General features: G+C 64.5%; 17 protein-coding genes and 1 pseudogene. 8 read left to right on the forward strand and 10 right to left on the reverse strand.

Annotated features, from left to right (window positions below):
* Nucleotides 1-10: 10 nt before the first annotated feature.
* The 3 genes from ACZY0R_RS05865 to ACZY0R_RS05875 all read right to left on the reverse strand — a co-directional run bounded on the left by ACZY0R_RS05865 (nt 11) and on the right by ACZY0R_RS05875 (nt 3975).
* Nucleotides 11-1675: a cation acetate symporter gene (locus ACZY0R_RS05865; RefSeq protein ID WP_488857553.1), complete on the reverse strand. Its 1665-nt coding sequence runs from the start codon at nt 1673-1675 to the stop codon at nt 11-13.
* Entirely contained in the window at nt 1675-1980 is a 306-nt protein-coding gene (locus ACZY0R_RS05870; RefSeq protein WP_488857554.1) for a DUF485 domain-containing protein, read from the reverse strand. The genes ACZY0R_RS05865 and ACZY0R_RS05870 overlap by 1 nt, the downstream gene beginning before the upstream one ends.
* A 693-nt stretch (nt 1981-2673) precedes the next feature.
* Nucleotides 2674-3975, reverse strand: coding sequence for a UDP-N-acetylglucosamine 1-carboxyvinyltransferase (locus ACZY0R_RS05875; protein ID WP_488857555.1), 1302 nt, complete (start codon nt 3973-3975; stop codon nt 2674-2676).
* A 231-nt stretch (nt 3976-4206) separates the two neighbouring features.
* On the opposite strand from ACZY0R_RS05875, the gene ACZY0R_RS05880 reads away from it, so the two are divergent.
* Nucleotides 4207-5676 (forward strand): dipeptidase, encoded by a 1470-nt coding sequence (locus tag ACZY0R_RS05880; protein ID WP_488857557.1) that lies wholly within the window; start codon nt 4207-4209, stop codon nt 5674-5676.
* A gap of 27 nt (nt 5677-5703) precedes the next feature.
* Here the strand turns inward: ACZY0R_RS05880 and ACZY0R_RS05885 are convergent, their stop codons facing one another.
* The 5 genes from ACZY0R_RS05885 to cyoA all read right to left on the reverse strand — a co-directional run bounded on the left by ACZY0R_RS05885 (nt 5704) and on the right by cyoA (nt 10701).
* Nucleotides 5704-6462, reverse strand: coding sequence for an SURF1 family protein (locus ACZY0R_RS05885; RefSeq protein WP_488857558.1), 759 nt, complete (start codon nt 6460-6462; stop codon nt 5704-5706).
* A gap of 65 nt (nt 6463-6527) precedes the next feature.
* On the reverse strand, nt 6528-6926 hold the full coding sequence (gene cyoD / locus ACZY0R_RS05890) for a cytochrome o ubiquinol oxidase subunit IV (protein ID WP_488857559.1): 399 nt from the start codon (nt 6924-6926) through the stop codon (nt 6528-6530).
* On the reverse strand, nt 6923-7579 hold the full coding sequence (cyoC, locus tag ACZY0R_RS05895; RefSeq protein ID WP_488857560.1) for a cytochrome o ubiquinol oxidase subunit III: 657 nt from the start codon (nt 7577-7579) through the stop codon (nt 6923-6925). The genes cyoD and cyoC overlap by 4 nt, the downstream gene beginning before the upstream one ends.
* Nucleotides 7572-9575 carry a cytochrome o ubiquinol oxidase subunit I gene (gene cyoB, locus ACZY0R_RS05900; protein WP_488857561.1) on the reverse strand — a complete coding sequence of 668 codons (2004 nt, stop codon included), beginning with the start codon at nt 9573-9575 and terminating at the stop codon, nt 7572-7574. Before cyoB ends, cyoC begins: the two co-directional genes overlap by 8 nt.
* 52 nt (nt 9576-9627) lie before the next feature.
* On the reverse strand, nt 9628-10701 hold the full coding sequence (cyoA, locus tag ACZY0R_RS05905; protein WP_488857562.1) for a ubiquinol oxidase subunit II: 1074 nt from the start codon (nt 10699-10701) through the stop codon (nt 9628-9630).
* Nucleotides 10702-10841: 140 nt separating this feature from the next.
* On the opposite strand from cyoA, the gene ACZY0R_RS05910 reads away from it, so the two are divergent.
* The gene (locus ACZY0R_RS05910) at nt 10842-12167 is read left to right on the forward strand and encodes an MFS transporter (RefSeq protein ID WP_488859521.1); all 1326 of its coding nucleotides are present in this window, start codon (nt 10842-10844) and stop codon (nt 12165-12167) included.
* A 62-nt stretch (nt 12168-12229) separates the two neighbouring features.
* On the opposite strand, the gene ACZY0R_RS05915 is transcribed toward ACZY0R_RS05910, so the two are convergent.
* Nucleotides 12230-13825 (reverse strand): alpha/beta hydrolase family protein, encoded by a 1596-nt coding sequence (locus ACZY0R_RS05915; RefSeq protein ID WP_488857563.1) that lies wholly within the window; start codon nt 13823-13825, stop codon nt 12230-12232.
* Nucleotides 13826-14379: 554 nt separating this feature from the next.
* On the opposite strand from ACZY0R_RS05915, the gene ACZY0R_RS05920 reads away from it, so the two are divergent.
* Entirely contained in the window at nt 14380-15078 is a 699-nt protein-coding gene (locus ACZY0R_RS05920; protein WP_045236874.1) for a YceH family protein, read from the forward strand.
* Between the two features lie 645 nt (nt 15079-15723).
* Nucleotides 15724-15852: a hypothetical protein gene (locus ACZY0R_RS05925; RefSeq protein ID WP_255350714.1), complete on the forward strand. Its 129-nt coding sequence runs from the start codon at nt 15724-15726 to the stop codon at nt 15850-15852.
* A gap of 85 nt (nt 15853-15937) precedes the next feature.
* Here the strand turns inward: ACZY0R_RS05925 and ACZY0R_RS05930 are convergent, their stop codons facing one another.
* Nucleotides 15938-16828: a LysR substrate-binding domain-containing protein gene (locus ACZY0R_RS05930; RefSeq protein ID WP_488857564.1), complete on the reverse strand. Its 891-nt coding sequence runs from the start codon at nt 16826-16828 to the stop codon at nt 15938-15940.
* Nucleotides 16829-16972: 144 nt separating this feature from the next.
* Between ACZY0R_RS05930 and ACZY0R_RS05935 the strand changes: the two genes are divergently transcribed.
* The 4 genes and pseudogenes from ACZY0R_RS05935 (at nt 16973) to ACZY0R_RS05950 (ending at nt 20074) form a co-directional block, all read left to right on the forward strand.
* Nucleotides 16973-18094 (forward strand): TauD/TfdA family dioxygenase, encoded by a 1122-nt coding sequence (locus ACZY0R_RS05935; RefSeq protein WP_488857565.1) that lies wholly within the window; start codon nt 16973-16975, stop codon nt 18092-18094.
* Between the two features lie 234 nt (nt 18095-18328).
* Nucleotides 18329-18511, forward strand: a pseudogene (locus tag ACZY0R_RS05940) (tripartite tricarboxylate transporter substrate-binding protein); the annotation flags it as partial.
* A 73-nt stretch (nt 18512-18584) separates the two neighbouring features.
* Nucleotides 18585-19130: a tripartite tricarboxylate transporter substrate-binding protein gene (locus ACZY0R_RS05945; protein WP_488857566.1), complete on the forward strand. Its 546-nt coding sequence runs from the start codon at nt 18585-18587 to the stop codon at nt 19128-19130.
* 77 nt (nt 19131-19207) lie between these two features.
* Nucleotides 19208-20074: an isocitrate lyase/PEP mutase family protein gene (locus tag ACZY0R_RS05950; protein ID WP_488857567.1), complete on the forward strand. Its 867-nt coding sequence runs from the start codon at nt 19208-19210 to the stop codon at nt 20072-20074.
* Nucleotides 20075-20082: the final 8 nt, after the last annotated feature.

The following is a 20082-nucleotide window of genomic DNA, read 5'->3' on the forward strand; positions in this document are numbered from 1 at the left end:
GGCAAATCCTTCAGTGGCCGGAAGCGCCCGCCGCGCCAATGCCGGTTTCCGACCGGACTCTCTGCGCCTCGTAACCTTCGCGGTCGACGCGGGCACGATCGCTCCTGTCGAGAACCGAGAACAGCCAGATGCCGACAAAGCCGGCGGTCATCGAAAACAAGGCAGGCGACGTGTACGGAAAGATCGCATCCTTGTAACCGAATACATCCACCCAGACCGACTTGGAGACGATGGTCAGCCCGACCGCGGTAATCAGGCCGAGAAAGCCGCCGATGGTCGCGCCGCGTGTCGTGCAGTCTTTCCACAGCACGGCCATGAACAACACGGGGAAGGTAGCCGATGCCGCAACAGCAAAGGCCAGCGACACCATGAAGGCGATGTTCTGCTTCTCGAACGCGATCCCGAGAATCACCGCCACGATGCCCAGCGCCACTGTCGTATACCGCGAAACGCGCAATTCCTTATCGCTGGTCGCCTTGCCTTTCTTGAACACGGTCGCGTAAAGGTCATGGGACACGGCGGTAGCGCCGGACAGCGTCAATCCGGCGACCACGGCAAGAATCGTGGCGAAGGCCACGGCGGAGATAAAGCCGAGGAACACGTTGCCGCCGACGGCGTTCGCAAGGTGGATGGCCGCCATGTTGTTGCCGCCCAGCAAGCCGCCAAGCGCATCCTTGTAGACCGGGTTGGTGCTGACCAGCACGATGGCGCCAAAGCCGATGATGAACGTCAGCACGTAGAAGTAGGCGATCCACGTCGTCGCCCAGAACACGGACTTGCGTGCTTCCTTGGCGCTTGGCACGGTAAAGAATCGCATCAGGATGTGCGGCAGCCCCGCCGTGCCGAACATCAGCGCCATGCCGAATGAAATGGCGGAAATCGGATCCTTGATGAAGGTGCCGGGGCCCATGATGGCGTCCTTCTTGGCATGGACGTCGACCGCCTTGGCAAACAGCGCTTCAGGATTGAAATGGAACTGCGCGAGCACCATGACTGCCATGAACGTCGCGCCCGCGAGCAGCAGGCCGGCCTTGATGATCTGGACCCATGTGGTCGCCGTCATGCCCCCGAACAGCACATAGACCATCATCAGCGTGCCGACGATCACCACGGCAAGCCAGTACTCCAGGCCAAACAGCAGCTTGATCAGCTGTCCGGCGCCGACCATCTGGGCAATCAGGTAGAACGCCACCACCACCAGCGTGCCCGAGGCCGCGAATACGCGGATCGGCGTCTGCTCGAAGCGATAGGCAGCCACGTCGGCGAAGGTGAAGCGGCCGAGGTTGCGCAACCGCTCGGCCATCAGGAAGGTGATGACGGGCCAGCCGACCAGAAAGCCGATCGAATAAATCAGGCCGTCATAGCCGTTCGCATAAACCGCAGCCGATATCCCCAGGAAAGAAGCCGCGGACATATAGTCGCCCGCGATTGCCAGGCCATTCTGGAAGCCGGTGATGCCGCCGCCGGCCGTATAGAAATCCGCGGCGGACTTCGTTCTGCTAGCCGCCCATTTCGTGATGAACAGGGTGAACACCACAAAGACAGCGAACATGGCAATCGCCGTCCAGTTGGTCGGCTGCTTCTGCATCTGGCCAAGGTCGCCACCGGCTCCCCAGGCCGCCCCGCACAGGGCAAGCGGCGTCAGTGTGCTCAGGATGCGGCTCCGGGTCGACATTAGAGCACCTCCTTGCGAATCTGAGCCGTCAGGTCATCGAATTCGCGATTGGCGCGCCAGACGTAGATGCCGGTGATCGCCACGGTAAATACGATCACAAAGAGTCCGATCGGAATGCCCCAGGTCATCACGCCGCTGCCGATCCTGATGGAGAGCAGGGTCTTGCCGAAGGCAACCAGGAGGATGTAGCCGTAATACACAACCATCATCATCCCGGCGAGCACCCATCCGTAGGTGGAACGGGTCGAAACCAGCCGCTGATAGTTGGGATTGGACCGTATCCGCTGAACGAGATCTTCTTCCATTTTTTATCTCCGGTTCTTCGGGCAGGAGGTGCGCATGCGACACGCTGTCTTCAGTCTTATGTCGAACAGCGGCAACAATCAATGGGGATATGCATGAGGCCCATGGGCAAGTGCCGTAAAGCCGATTTTCACCGCAATCTTGTCCGTGCCATCCGACATGTGCGGACAATCGAAGGGAAAGCGGCGAACTCATGATCGCGATCGAATCGCGATTGAAATAGGAATCGGTACGGTCCCGGCCCCACGAAACGGGAGGGGAGCTACGGCAGTGCAGGAATTAGCCCAGCGATAAATCGACCCACACAAAAGTCGGATGAACTCATTCTTTGAACTTATCGACTCCATAGACGCTATCCCGGCGCCTGGTTCGATGTAGTGCTGCCGCAGGGGCGTATTACGCTGGTGTTGCACGATTGCGGATCGGCGCCGGGCTTTCACCAGGCGCGCCGCCATCCGCTCCGCGTGCGCGCCGTCGCCTATATGCGCGGCGCCGCGATACGCGAGCGCTGCGGACTCGCGGCCGCGCTCGTGCCCGGCAAGGGGGCATTTTCGAAGTCACGGTCGGCGACAAGGTGGTCGCGCAGCGAACCAGGACGAGCTTTCCCGGCGAGGCGGAAATCGCCGAGGTGGTCGCCGCAGCGTCTCGTTGCAGGCAGCGGGCCGCGCCTGCGGAAGACCCGTGTTGCCCTGCCCTTAATCTTCGCTCGTCCACTCCACCTGCACGCCAAGGCTGCGCAGGTTCTCGACGAAGCGGGGATGGGCCCGGCGGATCGGCGCGGCGTTGCGGATCTCGGACCGGCCGTCGATGCTGGCGGCCACCATGAACAGTGCGATCGCCACCCGGATGATGTACGGGCTTTCCACCACCGCCGGCGTCAGCGGATTGCCGCCGAAGGTGATGAGCCGGTGCGGGTCGGACGAGAACACATGGGCGCCGAACTTCGACAGTTCGCCGGTCCAGCCCAGCGCGCCGTCGTACACCTTGTTCCAGAACATGGCGTTGCCCTGCGCGCGCACGCCCAGCGCGATAAAGATCGGCAGCAGGTCCACCGGGAAGTACGGCCATGGCGCGGCCTCGACCTTGGTGAGTACGTTGCTGGTGAAAGGCGTCTGCACTTTCAGCGGGCCGGCGCAGGTGGCCCGCGACCAGCCGTCCTCGTGCGTGATCTGCACGCCGAACTTGGCAAAGGTCCGGTCGATCAGCGGAAAATTGCCGGGTGCGCTGTTGCGCACGACAACATCGCCGCCGGTGATGGCGCCCAGCGCCAGGAAGGTCGTGATCTCGTGGAAATCCTCGTCGAAGGTGAACTCCCCGCCACGCAGGGTATTGCCGCCGTGCACCGTCAGGCGCGAGGTGCCAATGCCTTCGATGCGCGCGCCGATCATCGCCATGAAGCGGCAGAACTCCTGCACATGCGGCTCCGATGCCGCATTGGTCAGCGTGGAGGTGCCGCCCGCGGCGGCCGCGCACAGCACGAAGTTCTCCGTGGTGGTGACCGATGCGTAGTCCAGCCAGTGATCGGTCGGTTTCAGCAGGCCGGCACTGCGCACGAGCAGCGAGCCGTCGACGCGCTCCACCTCGCCGCCGAAGCGGCGGAAGACTTCGACGTGCGGATCGATCTCGCGCACGCCAAGCGTACAGCCCTTGACGTTGTCCTCCAGCCGGGCAACGCCGAAGCGCGCCAGCAACGGGGGCACCAGCATGATGGAGGAGCGCATTTCCTCGGGCAGCCGATGGCGGGCGGCGTCGAAGACCGTTTCGCAATGGTGCAGTTCCAGCGTGCCGGTCGCGTGGTCCATATGCACCTTGCTGCCCAAAGCGCGGAAAATCTCGAGGATCTTGCGCACGTCGGTGATATCGGGCACGCCATGCAGGCGCAAAGGCTCATCGGTGAGCAGCGTGGCGCAGAGCACGGGCAGCACTGCATTCTTGTTGGCCGAGGGAGTAATGCGGCCACGGAGCGGCTTGCCGCCGTGCACGATGAGATTGGACATGGAATCAGGTATAGCGGGGCGGACCCGGACAGTCCGGGACGAAGCCCAGCATTGTACTTGCTATGCGAGTGATGGGAATGGCGCGGAGACGGGTCCCGGTGCAGGCAAAGGCGCTTGTGGCCCCGCCGGCACCGCCGCCCGCGTATTTCGCCGCGATATCATGTGGATCGCAAGCCAGCCGTGCCTGACCGGCCAACGCTCAGGTCCGAATGCCCAACGCGTGGAGCGGCAATGCAGATTGAGCAGATTGACTGGACGACAATCCGTACCGGCGCGGCCGACGCGCTGCATGGCACGCTGGTCGAGGTGACAGGCTGGATGATGCCGCTGGATCCCGCGGGCGAGACCGCCGACTATGCCTTGATCACCGCCGAGGCGCCATGCTGCGGCGGGTGCGTGCCGCGCGATCCGCTGGCCAGCATCGAGGTGTACCTTGCGGCGCCGCTCGCGCGGCAAGAGCGCGCCGTTTGCCTGCGGGGGCGTTTGCTGCGGCTGCGCGACGATCCGGCGGGCTGGCGCTATCAGATGGTGGAAGCCTCGGCGCTTGCGCCCGCGCCGCAAGCAGGGGCAGCGCCGATCACCCGGCGCGTGTTCCTGGCGTCCGGCGCGGCGCTCGGGCTTGCCGCCTGCGCGCCGGGGCGCTTCGCCGGCTACACCGAAGCGCGCGAGCCATCCGCGGCATCCACCCCACAAGCGGCTGACGCCGCCGCCAGATGGACGCCGCCCGCCAACGCGCTGACGATCGACATGCACAGCCACGGCGGCCGCGTGACCGTCTCGCGCGATCCCGCCATCGGCGCGGACCGTCCCTTCCAGCCTCTCGCCTCGCCGATGCGCGCCGGCGGCATGAACGTGATCTGCCTGGCGATCGTGACCGACACCACCGTCACGCGCGTGTCTGCGGACCGCACGCGCTTCGAAGCGTGGCGAGCCCCGCAGGAGGGCGAGCTTTACGCACTCGGCGTGACCGAGTTCGCGCGCGCGCATCGGCTGATCGAGCGTGAGCAGATGCATGTGGTGATAGACGCGGCATCCCTGGCCGCCCGCGGTCGCGCCGGGCCGTGCGCGATCATCGCTTCTGAAGGCGCCGATTTTCTTGAAGGCAGGCTGGAACGCGTCGACGAAGCGTACGCGATGCATCAGTTGCGCCACCTGCAGCTGACGCACTACCGCGTCAACGAACTCGGCGATATCCAGACCGAGGCGCCGGTGCACGGCGGCCTGACGGATTTTGGCGCGGAGGTGGTGCGGCGCTGCAATGCGCGAGGCATCGTCGTCGACGTCGCGCACGGCACCTATGCGCTGGTGAAGCGCGCCGCGGCGACGTCCACCAGGCCGCTGGTGATCTCGCACTCCGCGCTGGCGACGCGTCCAGGCACGCGCAGCCGGCTGATCACGCCCGACCACGCCCGCGTGATCGCCGGCACCGGCGGCGTGATCGGCGTCTGGCCCAGTTCGGGCACCTTCCGCGACCTGCGCGCGATGGCCGAGGGCATCAAGCGGATGGCCGACGTGGTTGGCGTCGAACACGTCGGCCTGGGCACGGACATGCTCGGCTTTATTTCCCCGCCGGTGTTCAGGAGTTACGAGCAATTGCCTTCGCTGGCCGATGCGCTGCTGGCGGCGGGCTTCACGCAAGACGAAACGAACGGGATTCTCGGCGGCAACTACCGGCGGGTATTCGAAGCCTCGGTCGGCTAGGCGCCGCGCGAGCTGGACGGCGGCGCGCTATTGCCGCCTGCGCTGCCCGTCTTCTCCCTTGCCCTGCCCGGCGCCGCCGCGCAGCCGCCGGTATTCCTCGCGGCCAACGTAGCACGCGGCGCCAGCCGCCATCAGCGCCAGTACATACCAGGTAATGGCATAGCTGAGATGGTTGTTGTTGAAGGTGACCACCGTCAGGCCGCCTTCCGGCCAGACGCGCTTGCCGCCGTCGCCGGCCGGCGCGGCCGCATCCGCGTCGATGAAATACGGCGCCACGTTCGTGAGCGCGCGGGCGGCGGCGATGGCGGGCACATCGCGTCCGTACCAGCGGCCGGCCGCCGGGTCATTGTTGCGCAGGAATCCGTTGCCGGGCTCGCTGAAGCGCAACAGACCGGTCACCGTGGTCTCTCCGGCCGGGTCGCTCCCGCTGCGTGTGGCGCGATCGCGCTGCTCCGGCGGCACAAAGCCCCGGTTGACCAGCACCACGCTGCCGTCCGCCGTGCGCAGCGGCGTCAGCACCCAGAAGCCGCCACCCAGTTCCGTCACGGCCTGGACCAGGGTTTCGCGGTCATGCAGGAAAGTGCCGGTCACTTGCACGCGCCGGTATTCGTCGTCCGTCTTGTTCAGGCGCGGCCACTGAGCGGGGCCCGGCGCCGCCGTGGCGGGAGCATGCACCCGCTGGTTCACACGCTCGATGAGGTCGAGCTTCCAGGCGCGCCGCTGGACTTGCCAGGTGCCAAGCGCAAGCAGCCCGGCGACCGCGATAGCGGCAACCAGGGCCAGCACTATCAGTGCACCGGCGGTTCGTCTGCGAGTGGGGGTCGGGCGGGCTAAATCTTGTTGCGGGAGAGTCAAGGCAGGTTCTTCATATCGTGCATCGGCATCATGTTCTGGTCGAGGTGGAACATCACCCATAGCGAGCCAGTCAGCGCGATGACCACCAGCACGATGGTGAAAATCAGCGCCAGCATGGTCCAACCGCCTTCCGACCTGGCATTCATATGCAGGAAATATATCATGTGCACGACGATCTGCACCGAGGCGCAGGCCAGCACGAGCAGCGCCGTGGTGCTGGACTTGTCGAACACCTTTGCCATCACCAGCCAGAAGGGGATGGCCGTCAGGACCACCGCGAGCACGAAGCCCGTCATGTAGCCCCTGAAGGTGCTGGGGGCGTGGTCGTCGTGGCCATGGTGGTCATGTCCATGGGCATCGCCGGCCCCGGCGAGGGCATTGTCATGCGCGCTCATGGCAGCACTCCCATCAGGTAGACGAAGGTGAATACGCCGATCCAGACCACGTCCAGGAAGTGCCAGAACATGGACAGGCACATCAGGCGGCGCTTGTTTTCCGGAATCAGCCCATGCTGCCCGACCTGCGCCATCAGCGTGATCAGCCAGACGATGCCCACGGTCACGTGCGTGCCGTGCGTGCCCACCAGCGTGAAGAACGAGGACAGGAAAGCGCTGCGCTGCGGCCCCGCTCCGTCGTGGACCAGGTGCGCGAACTCATGGAGTTCGATACCGATGAAGGTGGCGCCCAGCAGGCCGGTAATGCCGAGCCAGATCAGCGTCGTGCGCACCTTGTCCTTCTGCATCTCCAGCACGGCAAAGCCATAGGTGATCGACGACAGCAGCAGCATGGTGGTGTTGAGGGCGACCAGCGGCAGTTCGAACAACTCCGCGCCCGTGGGACCTCCGGCATAACGGCGGCCCAGCACGCCATACACGGCGAACAGGCAGGCAAAGATGAGGCAGTCGCTCATCAGGTACAGCCAGAAGCCGAGCAACGTGCCGTTCTGCGGATGCACCTCGCTCGGTTCATGAAAGCGGAGCGCTTCCGCGCGCGTCCGCTCAGGCAGGCTGGTGTCGCCGCTGCCGTAGGGGAGAGAGGTTTCAACCATGGCTGGCAAGCAGGCGCGAGCGCTCTGCCTCGGTGCGGACTACGACGTCGGCCGGGATGTAGTAGTCGCGCTTGTAGTTGAAGGTATGGCCGATTGCCACTACCAGGGTGGCGACGAACGAGACCACGGCGATCAGCCACATATGCCAGATCATGGCAAAGCCGAACAACGTGCTAAGCCCCGCGATAATAATCCCGGCGGCGGTGTTCTTCGGCATGTGGATCGGTATGAAACCCTGCTGCGGGCGCTGGTATTGCAGGGACTTCATCTGCCACCATGCGTCGTTGTCGTGGATGATCGGCGTAAAGGCGAAGTTATAGGCGGGCGGCGGCGAAGAGGTGGACCACTCCAGCGTGCGGCCGTCCCACGGATCTCCGGTGGTGTCGCGCAGCGACTCGCGCCGGCGGAAGCTGACCACCAGCTGGATCAGGAAGCTGCCGATGCCGAGCGCGATCAGCAGGGCGCCAAAGGCCGCGAGCTGGAACCAGATCTGCAGGGACGCATCCTCGAAATGGCTCATGCGGCGCGTGATGCCCATCAGGCCGAGCACATAGAGCGGCATGAAGGCAACGTAGAAGCCAACCAGCCAGAACCAGAACGAGCACTTGCCCCAGAAGGGATCGAGCCGGTAGCCGAAGGCCTTGGGGAACCAGTAGGTAATGCCGGCCATCATCCCGAACAGCACGCCGCCGATGATCACGTTATGGAAGTGCGCGATCAGGAAGAGGCTGTTGTGCAGCGAGAAATCCGCGGGCGGCACGGCCAGCAGCACGCCGGTCATGCCACCGATGACAAAGGTCACCATGAAGCCGATGGTCCAGAGCATCGGCACTTCGAAGCGGATGCGGCCGTGGTACATGGTGAACAGCCAGTTGAACATCTTCGCCCCGGTCGGGATCGAGATGATCATGGTGGTGATGCCGAAAAAGGAATTGACGCTGGCGCCCGATCCCATGGTGAAGAAGTGATGCAGCCAGACGAGATAGGACAGCACCGTGATCACCACCGTGGCGTACACCATCGACGCATAGCCAAAGAGGCGCTTGCCGCAGAAGGTCGACACCACTTCCGAGAAGATGCCGAAGGCGGGCAGGATCAGGATGTACACCTCCGGGTGGCCCCAGATCCAGATCAGGTTGACGTACATCATGGCGTTGCCGCCGAGATCGTTGGTGAAGAAGTTAAAGCCCGCGTAGCGGTCCAGCGCCAGCAGGGCCAGCACGGCGGTCAGCACCGGGAAAGCAGCGATGATTAGCACGTTGGTGCACAGCGCCGTCCACGTAAAGACCGGCATCTTCATCATGGTCATGCCCGGCGCGCGCATCTTCACGATGGTCACGAGCAGGTTGATGCCCGAGAGCAGCGTCCCCAGCCCCGCGACCTGCAAGCCCCATATGTAGTAATCCACGCCCACATCCGGACTTTGCAGGATGCCGGACAGCGGCGGATAGGCCAGCCAGCCGGTGCGCGCGAACTCGCCCACGAACAGCGACATCATCACCAGCACGGCACCGCCGACGGTCATCCAGAAACTGAAATTATTGAGGAAGGGAAAGGCCACGTCGCGCGCGCCGATCTGCAACGGCACCACGAAGTTCATGAGCCCGGTGACCAGCGGCATGGCCACGAAGAAGATCATGATCACGCCGTGCGCGCTGAAGATCTGGTCATAGTGGTGCGGCGGCAGGTAGCCCAGCGAATCGCCAAAGGAGATCGACTGCTGCAGGCGCATCATGATCGCGTCGGCAAAGCCTCGCAGCAGCATGACGATGCCGAGCACGACATACATGACGCCGATCTTCTTGTGGTCGATGCTGGTGAACCACTCGTGCCACAGGTACCCCCACACCCGGAAGTACGTCAGCGCGCCGACCAGCGCCAGGCCGCCGGCCGCGACCACCAGGAAGGTCACCAGCAGGATGGGCTCGTGGAAGGGAATCGCTTCCCAGGTCAGGCGGCCGAATATCAGCTTCGCGAGGTCAAGGTGCTCGGGCATGGTGGTCACCAGGGCCGCAGGGGCGTTGTTGCGGGAATCGGGGAGCGGCGGGTCATCGCGGCGACACCCTCGCGGATGCTGCGGCGGGACCATTGCCAATGCCGGCGGGGTCGCCCGCGGTGCAGATGGCGCCGGTTCGTGTTCCGGCCCCGCCCTCGAGCGCGGCCACATCGAAGGACCGCGGCTTGCCCTGCCCGCGGCTCGCGCTCATGGCCATCATGTCCTTGATGCAAGTGCGATTGGGTTCCACGCAGCGGTTCAGGATCGCATCGTACAAGCCTGGCGCCACGCTGGCGTAACGGCGTACCGGCTCCAGTTCGCTGGGTTTTTCCAGCTGCAAGTAGGCGTCGCGCGTCAATACGCCGCCTCCGGCCCTGGCTTGCCGGACCCAGCGCTCGAACTCCTCGGTGCTCATGCCATGGAACTTGAAGTACATGCCGGAGAAGCCCGCGCCGCTGTAGTTGGCGGAGAAGCCCTCGTAGACCCCGGGCCGGTTGATGACAGCGTGGAGCTGGGTCTCCATGCCGGGCATGGCATAGACCTGTCCCGCCAGCGAGGGGATGAAGAAGGAATTCATCACCGTGGAGGCCGTGATCTTGAAACGGATCGGCTGGTCCACCGGCGCCGCCAGTTCGTTGACCGTGGCGATGCCCAGCTCGGGGTAGAAGAAAAGCCACTTCCAGTCCAGCGCAACCACCTCGACCGTCATTGGCGCCACCCCCATGGGCACATCGCGCTGTGCGTCGATGCGGCTCAGCGACTGGTAAGGGTCCAGCTTGTGGGTGCTGACCCAGGTCAGCGCGCCCAGGGCGATGATGATGAGCAGCGGCGCGGCCCAGATCACCAGTTCCAGCAAGGTGGAATGGTCCCAGTCCGGCTCATAGACCGCCTCCCGGTTGGAGGCGCGGTAGCGCCACGCGAACAGCAGCGTCAGGGCGATCACCGGCAGGATGATCAGCAGCATCAAGCCGGTTGAAATGATGATTAGATCACGCTGCCTGACCGCAAGGTCGCCGGCCGGGGCTAGCAATACCGCGTTGCAGCCCGTCAACAGCAGGATGGCAGGAAGCAACAGCCACCCTCGCCTTGCGTAGCGGGATGGCACTCTCCGAATGCGAAATTGCATAGCCGTGGAAGTGATCGTTGAAACTACGCCGGTGGTCTGGCCGCGGAAACTCAACATTTCCTATGGCACTGTAGTCAAAGAAGTGCCATTCTTAAAGGAGTGACACAAAACGCCACCCCGAACCACGAGAGGGCCTGATGATGTCAAGCGTTACGCACCAGCACGACCCGTCACCATCCCCCGCCCTGACAGAGCGCGAAGCCATGCACCGGGAGGTCGCTCCGGGAGAGATCGCCGCCGGCGTCGTCATCGGACGCGCTTCCGAGTATTTCGACTTCTTCGTGTACGGCATCGCCTCGGTGCTGGTCTTTCCCTCCGTCTTCTTCCCCTTCGTCAGACAGCTTGACGGACTGCTGCTCTCCTTCACCATCTTCTCCTTCGCGTTCATCGCCCGGCCCTTCGGGACGGCGCTGTTCATGGCCATCCAGCACCGCTGGGGGCGCAGCATCAAGCTGACGGCGGCGCTGTTCGTACTGGGCACGGCTACCGCGGGAATGGCGTTCCTGCCTGGCTTCGACACGCTCGGGCGTACGTCCATCGTATTGCTGGCCCTCCTTCGCATCCTGCAGGGCATTGCGCTGGGCGGCTCGTGGGACGGGTTGCCTTCGCTGCTGGCGCTGAATGCCCCGCCACACCGCCGGGGCTGGTATTCGATGCTGGGACAGCTAGGCGCGCCAATCGGCTTTCTGATCGCCGGCTCGTTGTTCCTCTTCCTGCGCGTTACCCTGGAGTTCGATGAGTTCCTGGACTGGGGCTGGCGCTATCCGTTCTACGTAGCGTTCGCGATCAACGTGGTTGCCCTTTTCGCGCGCCTGAGGCTGGTGGTGACCCGTGAGTACACCGAGTTGCTCGACGAGGGAGAACTGGAGCCGATCAACCCGGTCGCATTGCTTCGCGAGCAGGGCTATAACCTCTTCATCGGTGCGTTCGCCGCGCTGGCGAGCTATGCGCTGTTCCATCTGGTCACCGTGTTCCCGCTGTCGTGGGTCGCGCTGCACGAGACGCAGGACATCAGCTCCGTGCTCATCGTCCAGATCGCGGGCGCGGGGATCGCCATGGCGGCCACCATCGCATCCGGCCTGATCGCGGACCGCATCGGCAGACGCACGACGCTGGCGCTGATGGCGATCCTGATCGCCATCTTCAGCTTGTTCGCGCCCTATCTGATGGATGGCGGACCGGCCCGGCAAGACACGTTCATCCTGATCGGCTTCGGCTTGCTGGGCCTGTCTTATGGGCAGGCCGCGGGCGCCGTCACGGCGAACTTCGACGCCAGGTTCCGCTATACCGGCGCGGCGCTGACTTCCGATTTCGCGTGGCTGTTCGGGGCGGCATTTGCGCCGCTGGTCGCGCTGGGGTTGTCGGTGGAGTTCGGGCTGGTTGCTGTCAGCGGCTATCTGCTTTCCGGAGCGGTCTGTACATTGCTGGCGCTTTGGTTTAACCGGAAGATGGAGGCGCGCGACTAGCTCGGCCGATGGCTGGGCGGGACAATCCGCGGCACGTACCGGCCGCGGTCGCCCCGCCAATCTCAGAAATTCTGGAAGAAGCCCCGCGCGGCAACCATGCAGAACGGCGCCACCAGTTCGTCGTGGTAGGCCTGCAGCACCGCTGACGCACCACCATCCCTGGCGCCTCCCGCTACCGCCTGCGCAGCGAACGTTGCCTTCGCGAGCGCGAAGCCCTGCTTGATCGCGGCATAAGGATCGCCAGGCCCGGAGACAGGTGCGTCGACATCCAGCACAGAGGTCAACTGCGCCGGCACCTTCGCGCTCTGCCAGTACGCCTGCTGAACGGTCGCGTTGAAAAAATACACCGTCGGGTCGAATCGCCCGCCGCAGAGCTGGACCGGGACACGCGGTGCCCAGTTACGCAGATCGTTTCGCTTGAATGCCTGGCGCAGCGGGGTCGCCGGGCTGCTTGCAGGCGCCATTGCCGCCGTGGTGGCCGGGAACGCGCCATCCGGATTCACCAGTTGGTCTTCCAGCAGCCTGAGACGGTAGGTGTTACGCACCAGGTGGGGCCTGCCGAATCCAAGGGTAAAGAATGCCGTCAGCTCGGGGGGCACAAGCGGGGGCGAAGCCGGCGGCGTCATCGAGGCGAACTGCGGGGCGGGAGTGTGGGGGCTGAAGAGCGCCGTGGCGGGGAGTTCTCCGTTGCCGATCAGGGTATCGATCGGCGTTACGCTGGGCAGGAGATCCTCGATGCCGCGCACGTAGGCGGGCTCATAGAAGTCGCCGGGCCTGCGGTAGAGGTTGCCGTAGGCATTCTGGTAACTCGTTGCCACCAACGTCGTGAACACGGTAGCGCCAAGGTTCACCTCGCCCGCAATCAGCGCGTCGCCCGTAGCGGCCAGGGCATAAGGCCCTGAACCCGTCGAGGCCGCCGTTACGTTGATGCCCGCCGCCTGCAGCGCGCGGTGCGTGGCCATGGCAACGTGGCCGCCCTGCGAATATCCCGTTATAAAGAGCTTGCCGTTTTCGCGGGCCGCCTTTCCCGCGTCGGCATTGCTCAGGGCAACCCGCGCGGCCCGGAGCGAGTCGATCATGTCGGCCGACTGCTGATCGGCATTCAGGTAGGGGTGATAGGACAGATCGGAGCCCGCGTATCCCGCGTAGTTGCTTGCCACCACGATATAGCCCTGGGCGGCGTACATGGCGGCAACGCTGATGCCTTCCAGGGCGCCGTCGCCGTTTCCTTCATCTTTTTGCGTCAGGTCGGCGAGATTGTAATTGCGGTAGGTTGTGGTGCCGTGCGCGTACATCAAGGTCGGGCGGGGTCCGCCGCATGCGCTGCCTCCCGGGATCATCAGGGCGCCGCTGGCGTTGGTGGCTTCGCGCGCGCCGCCGATGGTGCGGTAACGGAAGTAGACGATCTCGAGGTCGCAGGTTGGGGTGCCGGCGATCTGTAGTAGCTGGCGGCCTGAGTCGCTTGCGTTCAGGAGACCTGTGAGCGCGCTCGCGCTCAGGCGGAGCGTGGTTTTCTGGTCCAGGAGTTGGCCGCGTCCACTGTCATTGCCGTTGCAGCCGCCCGCGCCGCACCATGACGCCGACTGGGCGATTACGCCTGCGCTAAGGGCGAAACACATCAGGGCTGCGAAGCCCACCTTCCGCATGGTCAAACGCATCTTGGGTCTCCCCGCTGTTGTTGGTGTATGTCTGCCGCCGGATTTAACCGGCTGGCGGAGTGTAGGTAAACGGATTAATGCGCCACCAGCGTCATGGCCAAGGATTTTTCATTGTGAAACAGGAAAAGACGAGCGACGAAAACAGGATGGCATCCCGTTTCACGGATGTAGCATTTTTGTTTTCGTGAATACCAGAATTAGATAATGCTTAATCCATTCCGCTCCAGACCTCGGAGACACCGTAAATCGTGCCTGCCTCATCTGTATCTTTCGGAAACACCAAATGATTTTATCCAGTTTATTTTCAAACGCTGGAATTATTTTCATAACGCGCAAGCCTTGCAGAACTGCGAGATCGTTGCAAGGAACCTGGCCGAGATACGCCGGCGCACGCCGCGGAAATTTCGCGGCAAACAGCAAGCCGCCTTGCCCGCGATCACTCCGCCCCGGCTGCTCGCAACGTCCGACCGGATATCATATGGCCACCAAACAAAGCGCTCCTGACTGACCCACGACCGGGCCGGAGCAAGTAGCTTCACCTAGCGATGCGAACAATGACCCCCGATTCCGACACCCCTGCGCGCCCAGCCATTCGTTCCCTGACCCAGCTTGAGGGCCGCGTGCTGGCCGTGCTGCTCGAAAAGCAGCACACCGTGCCAGACACTTACCCGCTGTCGCTCAACGCGCTGACTTCGGGCTGCAACCAGAAAACCGCGCGCTCTCCGGTGATGAATGCCACCGAGGCCGAGATACTCACCGCCATCGATGGCCTGAAACGCCTGAGCCTGGTGATGGAAGGCAGCAGCAGCCGCGTGCCGCGCTTCGAGCAGAACATGAAGCGCGTGCTGGGCGTGCCAAGCCAGTCGGTCGCGCTGCTCGCGACGCTGCTGCTGCGCGGTCCGCAGACGGTAGCGGAGTTGCGGCTGAACTCCGCGCGCCTGCATGCCTTTGCCGACATCTCCTCGGTCGAAGTGTTCCTGGAAGAACTCGCCTCGGCCGAGCCGCCTTTCGTGGTAAAGCTGCCGCGCGCGCCCGGCGGACGCGAGAATCGCTGGATGCACCTGCTGTGCGGCGAGGTCAGCCTGGAGGATATGCCCGACCGCGGCACCGCCGACGAGTCGATCCCGCCTTCGGAGTTCGAGGCTCTGAAGGCCGAGCAGAAGGAGTTGGCCGAGAAGGTGGCACGGCTGCAGGCGCTGGTTGAGCGCATGGCTGGCGAATTGGGGATATCGCTCGACAAGACCGGCCTATAGCCCAAGGGACCCGGCGTCAGTGACATGAATGCCGGACTCCGTCCTGCGAATCCGAGGCGGACCGGCTTAGCCGAAGATTGATTTCGCCCGGCGATAGACGTGGACAGGTGTCCCGACTGCCAGCCACCCCCAGCCGCAAAAACTGACCCAGAAGAAAATCGGATGGAGGTGGAACTGCGGCATTCAAGCGATGCCAGTCTGGCATCAGGTCCGCGTGGAATACGGGATCAGGCGTCCTGGTAACCGCCTTTGTGGAGGAAGCCAGCGGGAGGCTATCACACGCTTGTGACGCAAGCGGCGCTCGCAGACCTGTATAAACGCCACAACAGTCGACATTGGCTCGGCAAGGACTTGCGGCGTATGATCGTGAATAGCCGCTCCAGATCAACGGCGACGCCGCAAACCAGAACTGCCGCGGCTTCGCCAGGCGCCTCATTGCAGGCACCATATTGGCGCTGCAGCCGGGCACACTACTTGTCACAATAGTGTCGTTTGAAGGCAGCGATAATTTGCAGTCCAAACACGTTGAGGCCGTTGACGATGCGCGTGACGATTCGCACCATTACGATTCCGGGAAGCCAGGGCCGGGCCGCCCTTCACCAGGCCGTTGTGTACGCGACTACGGAGCAGGAGGCTACGCCACTCATGACGAGTGACTGGAGCCAGCGCGAACCGGAAGTCTTCATGGCTGCCCAGACCTGGGCCAGGCGCAATACCTATATCGTATCCAACCCCCGCACCGGCGCGTATTACGGCAGTCCTGCCGCCCGCTAGTCCGGGGCCACACGGCGCCTTCGGCCATGCCGATAATGTATGGACATGGCGCATTGCCCGCGCGCGGCCGCGCATTGCCCGCAATCTACATTGCCGCATAGGCGGAACGCCCGCCCAGCGTTGCGGTCATGGCCTCGTGCAGCGCCAGCAGCAGGCGGCTGTCTTCGTCGGCCTTGCGGATGACCAGTGAGATCCGCAGCGTAGGCGCGTCGGCGCCCAGCCGCACGATCCGCACCGGATAGATCTGGCAGATACCGGGATCCATCAACTGCACCAGCGAGACGCCAAGCCCGGCGCTGACCATGGCGACGATGGCGGGCACGGTGTCGAGTTCCAGGGTGCTGCGCTTATCGGGCATGCGGGCGTGGACATAGCGCGCAGCCATTGCGCCGGTGGCCGTGCCGCGGTCGTAGCGGATCCAGTCATGCCTGCGCAGCAGCGCCTCCGCCGAATCCGGGCGCTCCCCCGGTGGGGCCACCAACACGATTTCCCGTTGCGTGAGCGGGTGCCAGCGCAGGCTGGCCAGGCGGCCTTTCTCGGGCTGGGCCACCACCGCCGCATCGAGTTGGCCAGCCTTGACGGCATCCATCAATCCCGCGCTGCGCCCGCGCATGGGCCGCACCGCCAGGCGCGGGTAACGATCCTTCAGGTAGCGCATGGTGCCGGGCAACAGCACCGGCTGGATCGATTCGATCATCCCCAGGCGCAAGGTGCCCTCGATGGCGACCGACGTGCGTCGCCGCAAGGCATTGAGATGGTGCAGCCCGTCGCGCATCGCTGCCACCACCTCAACGGCCGCCGCGGTCGGGCGCACCTGCAGGCCGGAGCGGTCGAAGAGCGTCTGGCCCACGTACTGCTCCAGCTGCTTCATCTGCATGCTCACGGCGCTGGGGGTGAGATGCATCACCGCCGCGGCCGCGGCGAACGAGCCCTCTTCGATCACCGCCTGGAGGGTGGAAAACGCCTCGATCTTCATCAAGATTCCTTATGTAAGGCGCGAATTTTCATCACTATTTCTTGGCTCTCGCGCAGCTTAGACTGGTCTCAGGGCACAACGCAAGATCGGCAAGGCCGCTGCGATTGCGCCAGCGATACCCATCAAACGGAGACCAAACCCGCCATGACCGCCTTCAGCCCCGCCGCCTGGTATGCCCCGGATGCGCAAAGAAATACCTCGTGGATTCAACGCCTGACGGCCGATGAGGTGGCCAGTTTCGACGCCGCGCTGGCGCATGCCAAGGCCACCGGCAAGTCCTTTCTCGACCTGGCGCAGGAAGACTTTCCACTCAGCCCGGCGGCGCGGGCAGCGCTGGACCGGGCCATCGCCGCCACGCAAGGCCGGTGGGGCATGTGCCTGCTCAAGGGCTTCCCGGTCGGCAAGTGGACCGAGGACGACACGCGCCTGGCCTACTGGTGCATGGGCCTGCACATGGGCGTGGCGCGCACGCAAAACCGCGCCAGCGAATTCCTCAATGATGTGCGCGATATCGGCGCGGCCTACAAGACCAGGAACGGGCGCGGCTACAACACCAATGCCGCGCTGGATTTCCACACGGACTCCAGCGACGTGGTTGCCCTGCTGTGCCGCCGGGCGGCCAAGAGCGGCGGGGAGAGCAAGGTGGTCAGCTCGATCGCATTGCGCGACGAGGTACGGCGCAGGCGGCCGGACCTGGAGCCGGTGCTGCGCCAGCGCTTCTACTTCAGCTACCAGGGCGCGCAGGATCCGGCCCAGCCGCCCTATTACGGCTTGTCCATCCTGGGCAATCACCCGGACCATTTTGCGTTCCGCACCAACCGGAAGAATATCGTCGCCGCGCAAGCGGACTTCGACACCGTGCCTCGCCTGACCGGCCCGCAGCAAGACGCGCTGGACCTGCTCGACGAACTGCTGACGGACCCGCAACTCTGCTTCTCGATGTCGCTGGAACCCGGCGACATGCAATTGCTGAACAACTACGTGACGGTGCACTCGCGGACCCATTTCGAGGACTACGAGGAGATGGACCGCAAGCGCCATCTGTTGCGCCTGTGGCTGGCCGTGCCGTCGGCGCAGGCCTTGCCCGATGACTGGGCCGAGTATTTTGACGACGTGCGTGCCGGCGCGGTCAGGGGCGGCCTGCGCGGCGCCGCGCGGCCGGAGGCGTTTGCCGTGTTCGAAGCGCGGCAGGCTGCGGCGATGGGCATGCCGTTGCGGGCATGGACGCCCGGCGTGCCGGCGCCAGCATCGGCAATGGCCGACTGATCCTGCCGCCAGGTAGCAAGTAGCAAACACGCCCCACGCGGCGGGCTCGATCCCGCCGACGCACTATAACGACAAGCAAGAGATGGAGACAACATGCAACGACGCGACTTCATGGCGCTGCTGTCCGCGGCCCTGCTGATCCCGCCCGACCTGAGGGCGGCGACCACCGTGACCAAGCTGCTGGTCGGCGCAACGCCGGGCGGCGGCACCGACATCGTGGCGCGTTCGCTTGCGATGGAACTGGAAAGCCGGCTGGGGCGCACCTTCATCGTCGACAACAAGCCGGGCGCCGCAGGCAACATCGCGGCGGGTGCGGTGGCCAAGGCCGAGCCCGACGGCGGTACGCTGTTGCTGAGCTATACCAGCCATGCGATCAACCCGTCGCTGTTCCAGAAGCTGCCGTTCGACACGCTCAAGGATTTCACGCCCATCAGCCTGATCGCCAGCTCTCCGCTGATCCTGGTCGCCCGGCCCTCGCTCAAGGCCGGCAGTGATCGCACTGGCCAAGGCGCAGCCCGGCCACCTGAGCCTGGCCGTGGCGGGCGTGGGCAGCGCCAACCATCTCGCGGGCGAGATGCTGAAAGCCGAAGCCGGAGTCGACATCATCAGCGTGCCGTACAAGGGCGCGGGACCGGCCGTGGCCGATGTGGTCGGCGGCCAGGCAGACCTGCTGCTCGGCAATGTCGCCACCGTTCAGCCCTTGCTGAGCGCGGGCAAGCTCAAGGCCATCGCCGTCAGCACGCCGCAACGGCTGCAGGCGTTCCCCGATGTGGCACCGATCGCGGAAGTGTTGCCCGGCTTCGATTACAGTTCATGGTATGGCCTGTTCGGCCCGGCCAATATGCCGGCCGACCTGGTCCGGCAAATCGAGAAAGCCGCGCGCGCGGCGGTCGCGTCGCCAGCCACGCGCCAGCGCTTGCTCAAGGAGGGACTGGTTCCGGTGGGGAGCAGCGCGCAGGAGTTCGCGCAGTTCGTGCGCAAGGAGATCGACCGCTGGGCCAAGGTAGTCGCCGTGACCCATACCAAGGTTGCCTGACGATGCAGCCTGACGATGCGCCTGATTACGTTGCCTGATGACTTTGCCGCCATACGCGGCCACACCTGGAAAATACAATGACCACCCCATTGCTCGAACACCGCCTGCGCGAACCGCGCGTGCTGCTGGCGCCCGGCGTCTATGACGCGTTCTCGGCGCTGGTGGCCGCGCAAGCGGGATTCGAAGCCCTCTACCTGTCCGGCGCCGCCGTGGCCTACACCCAGCTTGGCCGCTCCGACGTGGGGCTGACCACCGCGACGGAGACGGCGGACATCGTCGGCAGGATCACCGACCGCGTCGGCGTGCCCCTGATCGTCGATGCCGATACCGGCTACGGCAACGCGCTCAACGTCATCCGCACCGTGCGTTCGCTCGAACGCGCCGGCGCCGCCATGATCCAGATCGAGGACCAGACCTTCCCCAAACGGTGCGGCCACCTGGACAACAAGCGCGTGGTCCCCACCGCCGAGATGTGCGGCAAGCTGAAAGCCGCCCTGGACTCGCGCACCTCGCCGCAAACCCTGATCCTTGCCCGTACCGACGCGGTTGCCATTGAAGGACTCGATGCGGCAATCGAGCGCGCCGAGGCCTATGTGGAATGCGGTGTCGATGCGCTCTTTATCGAGGCGCTGCGCACCGAGGAAGACATGGCCCTCGTGTGCGAGCGCTTCGCGGGACGCATTCCGCTGCTTGCCAATATGGTGGAAGGCGGCAAGACACCCGTGCAGAGTGCTGCCGCGCTCGGCAACAAAGGCTTCCGGATCGTGATCTTCCCTGGCGGCGTCGTGCGCTTCCTCGGTGCGCAGATGAAGCACTACTACTCGACGCTGCTTGAGCATGGCACTACCGCCCCGATGCGCGATGCCATGCTGGACTTTGACGGGCTGAATGCCGTGATCGGCACCCCGGAACTGATCGCGCGGGGCCAGCGCTACGGCGAGTGAGGGCGGCG

It is taken from the genome of Cupriavidus sp. F041 (assembly GCF_057814235.1).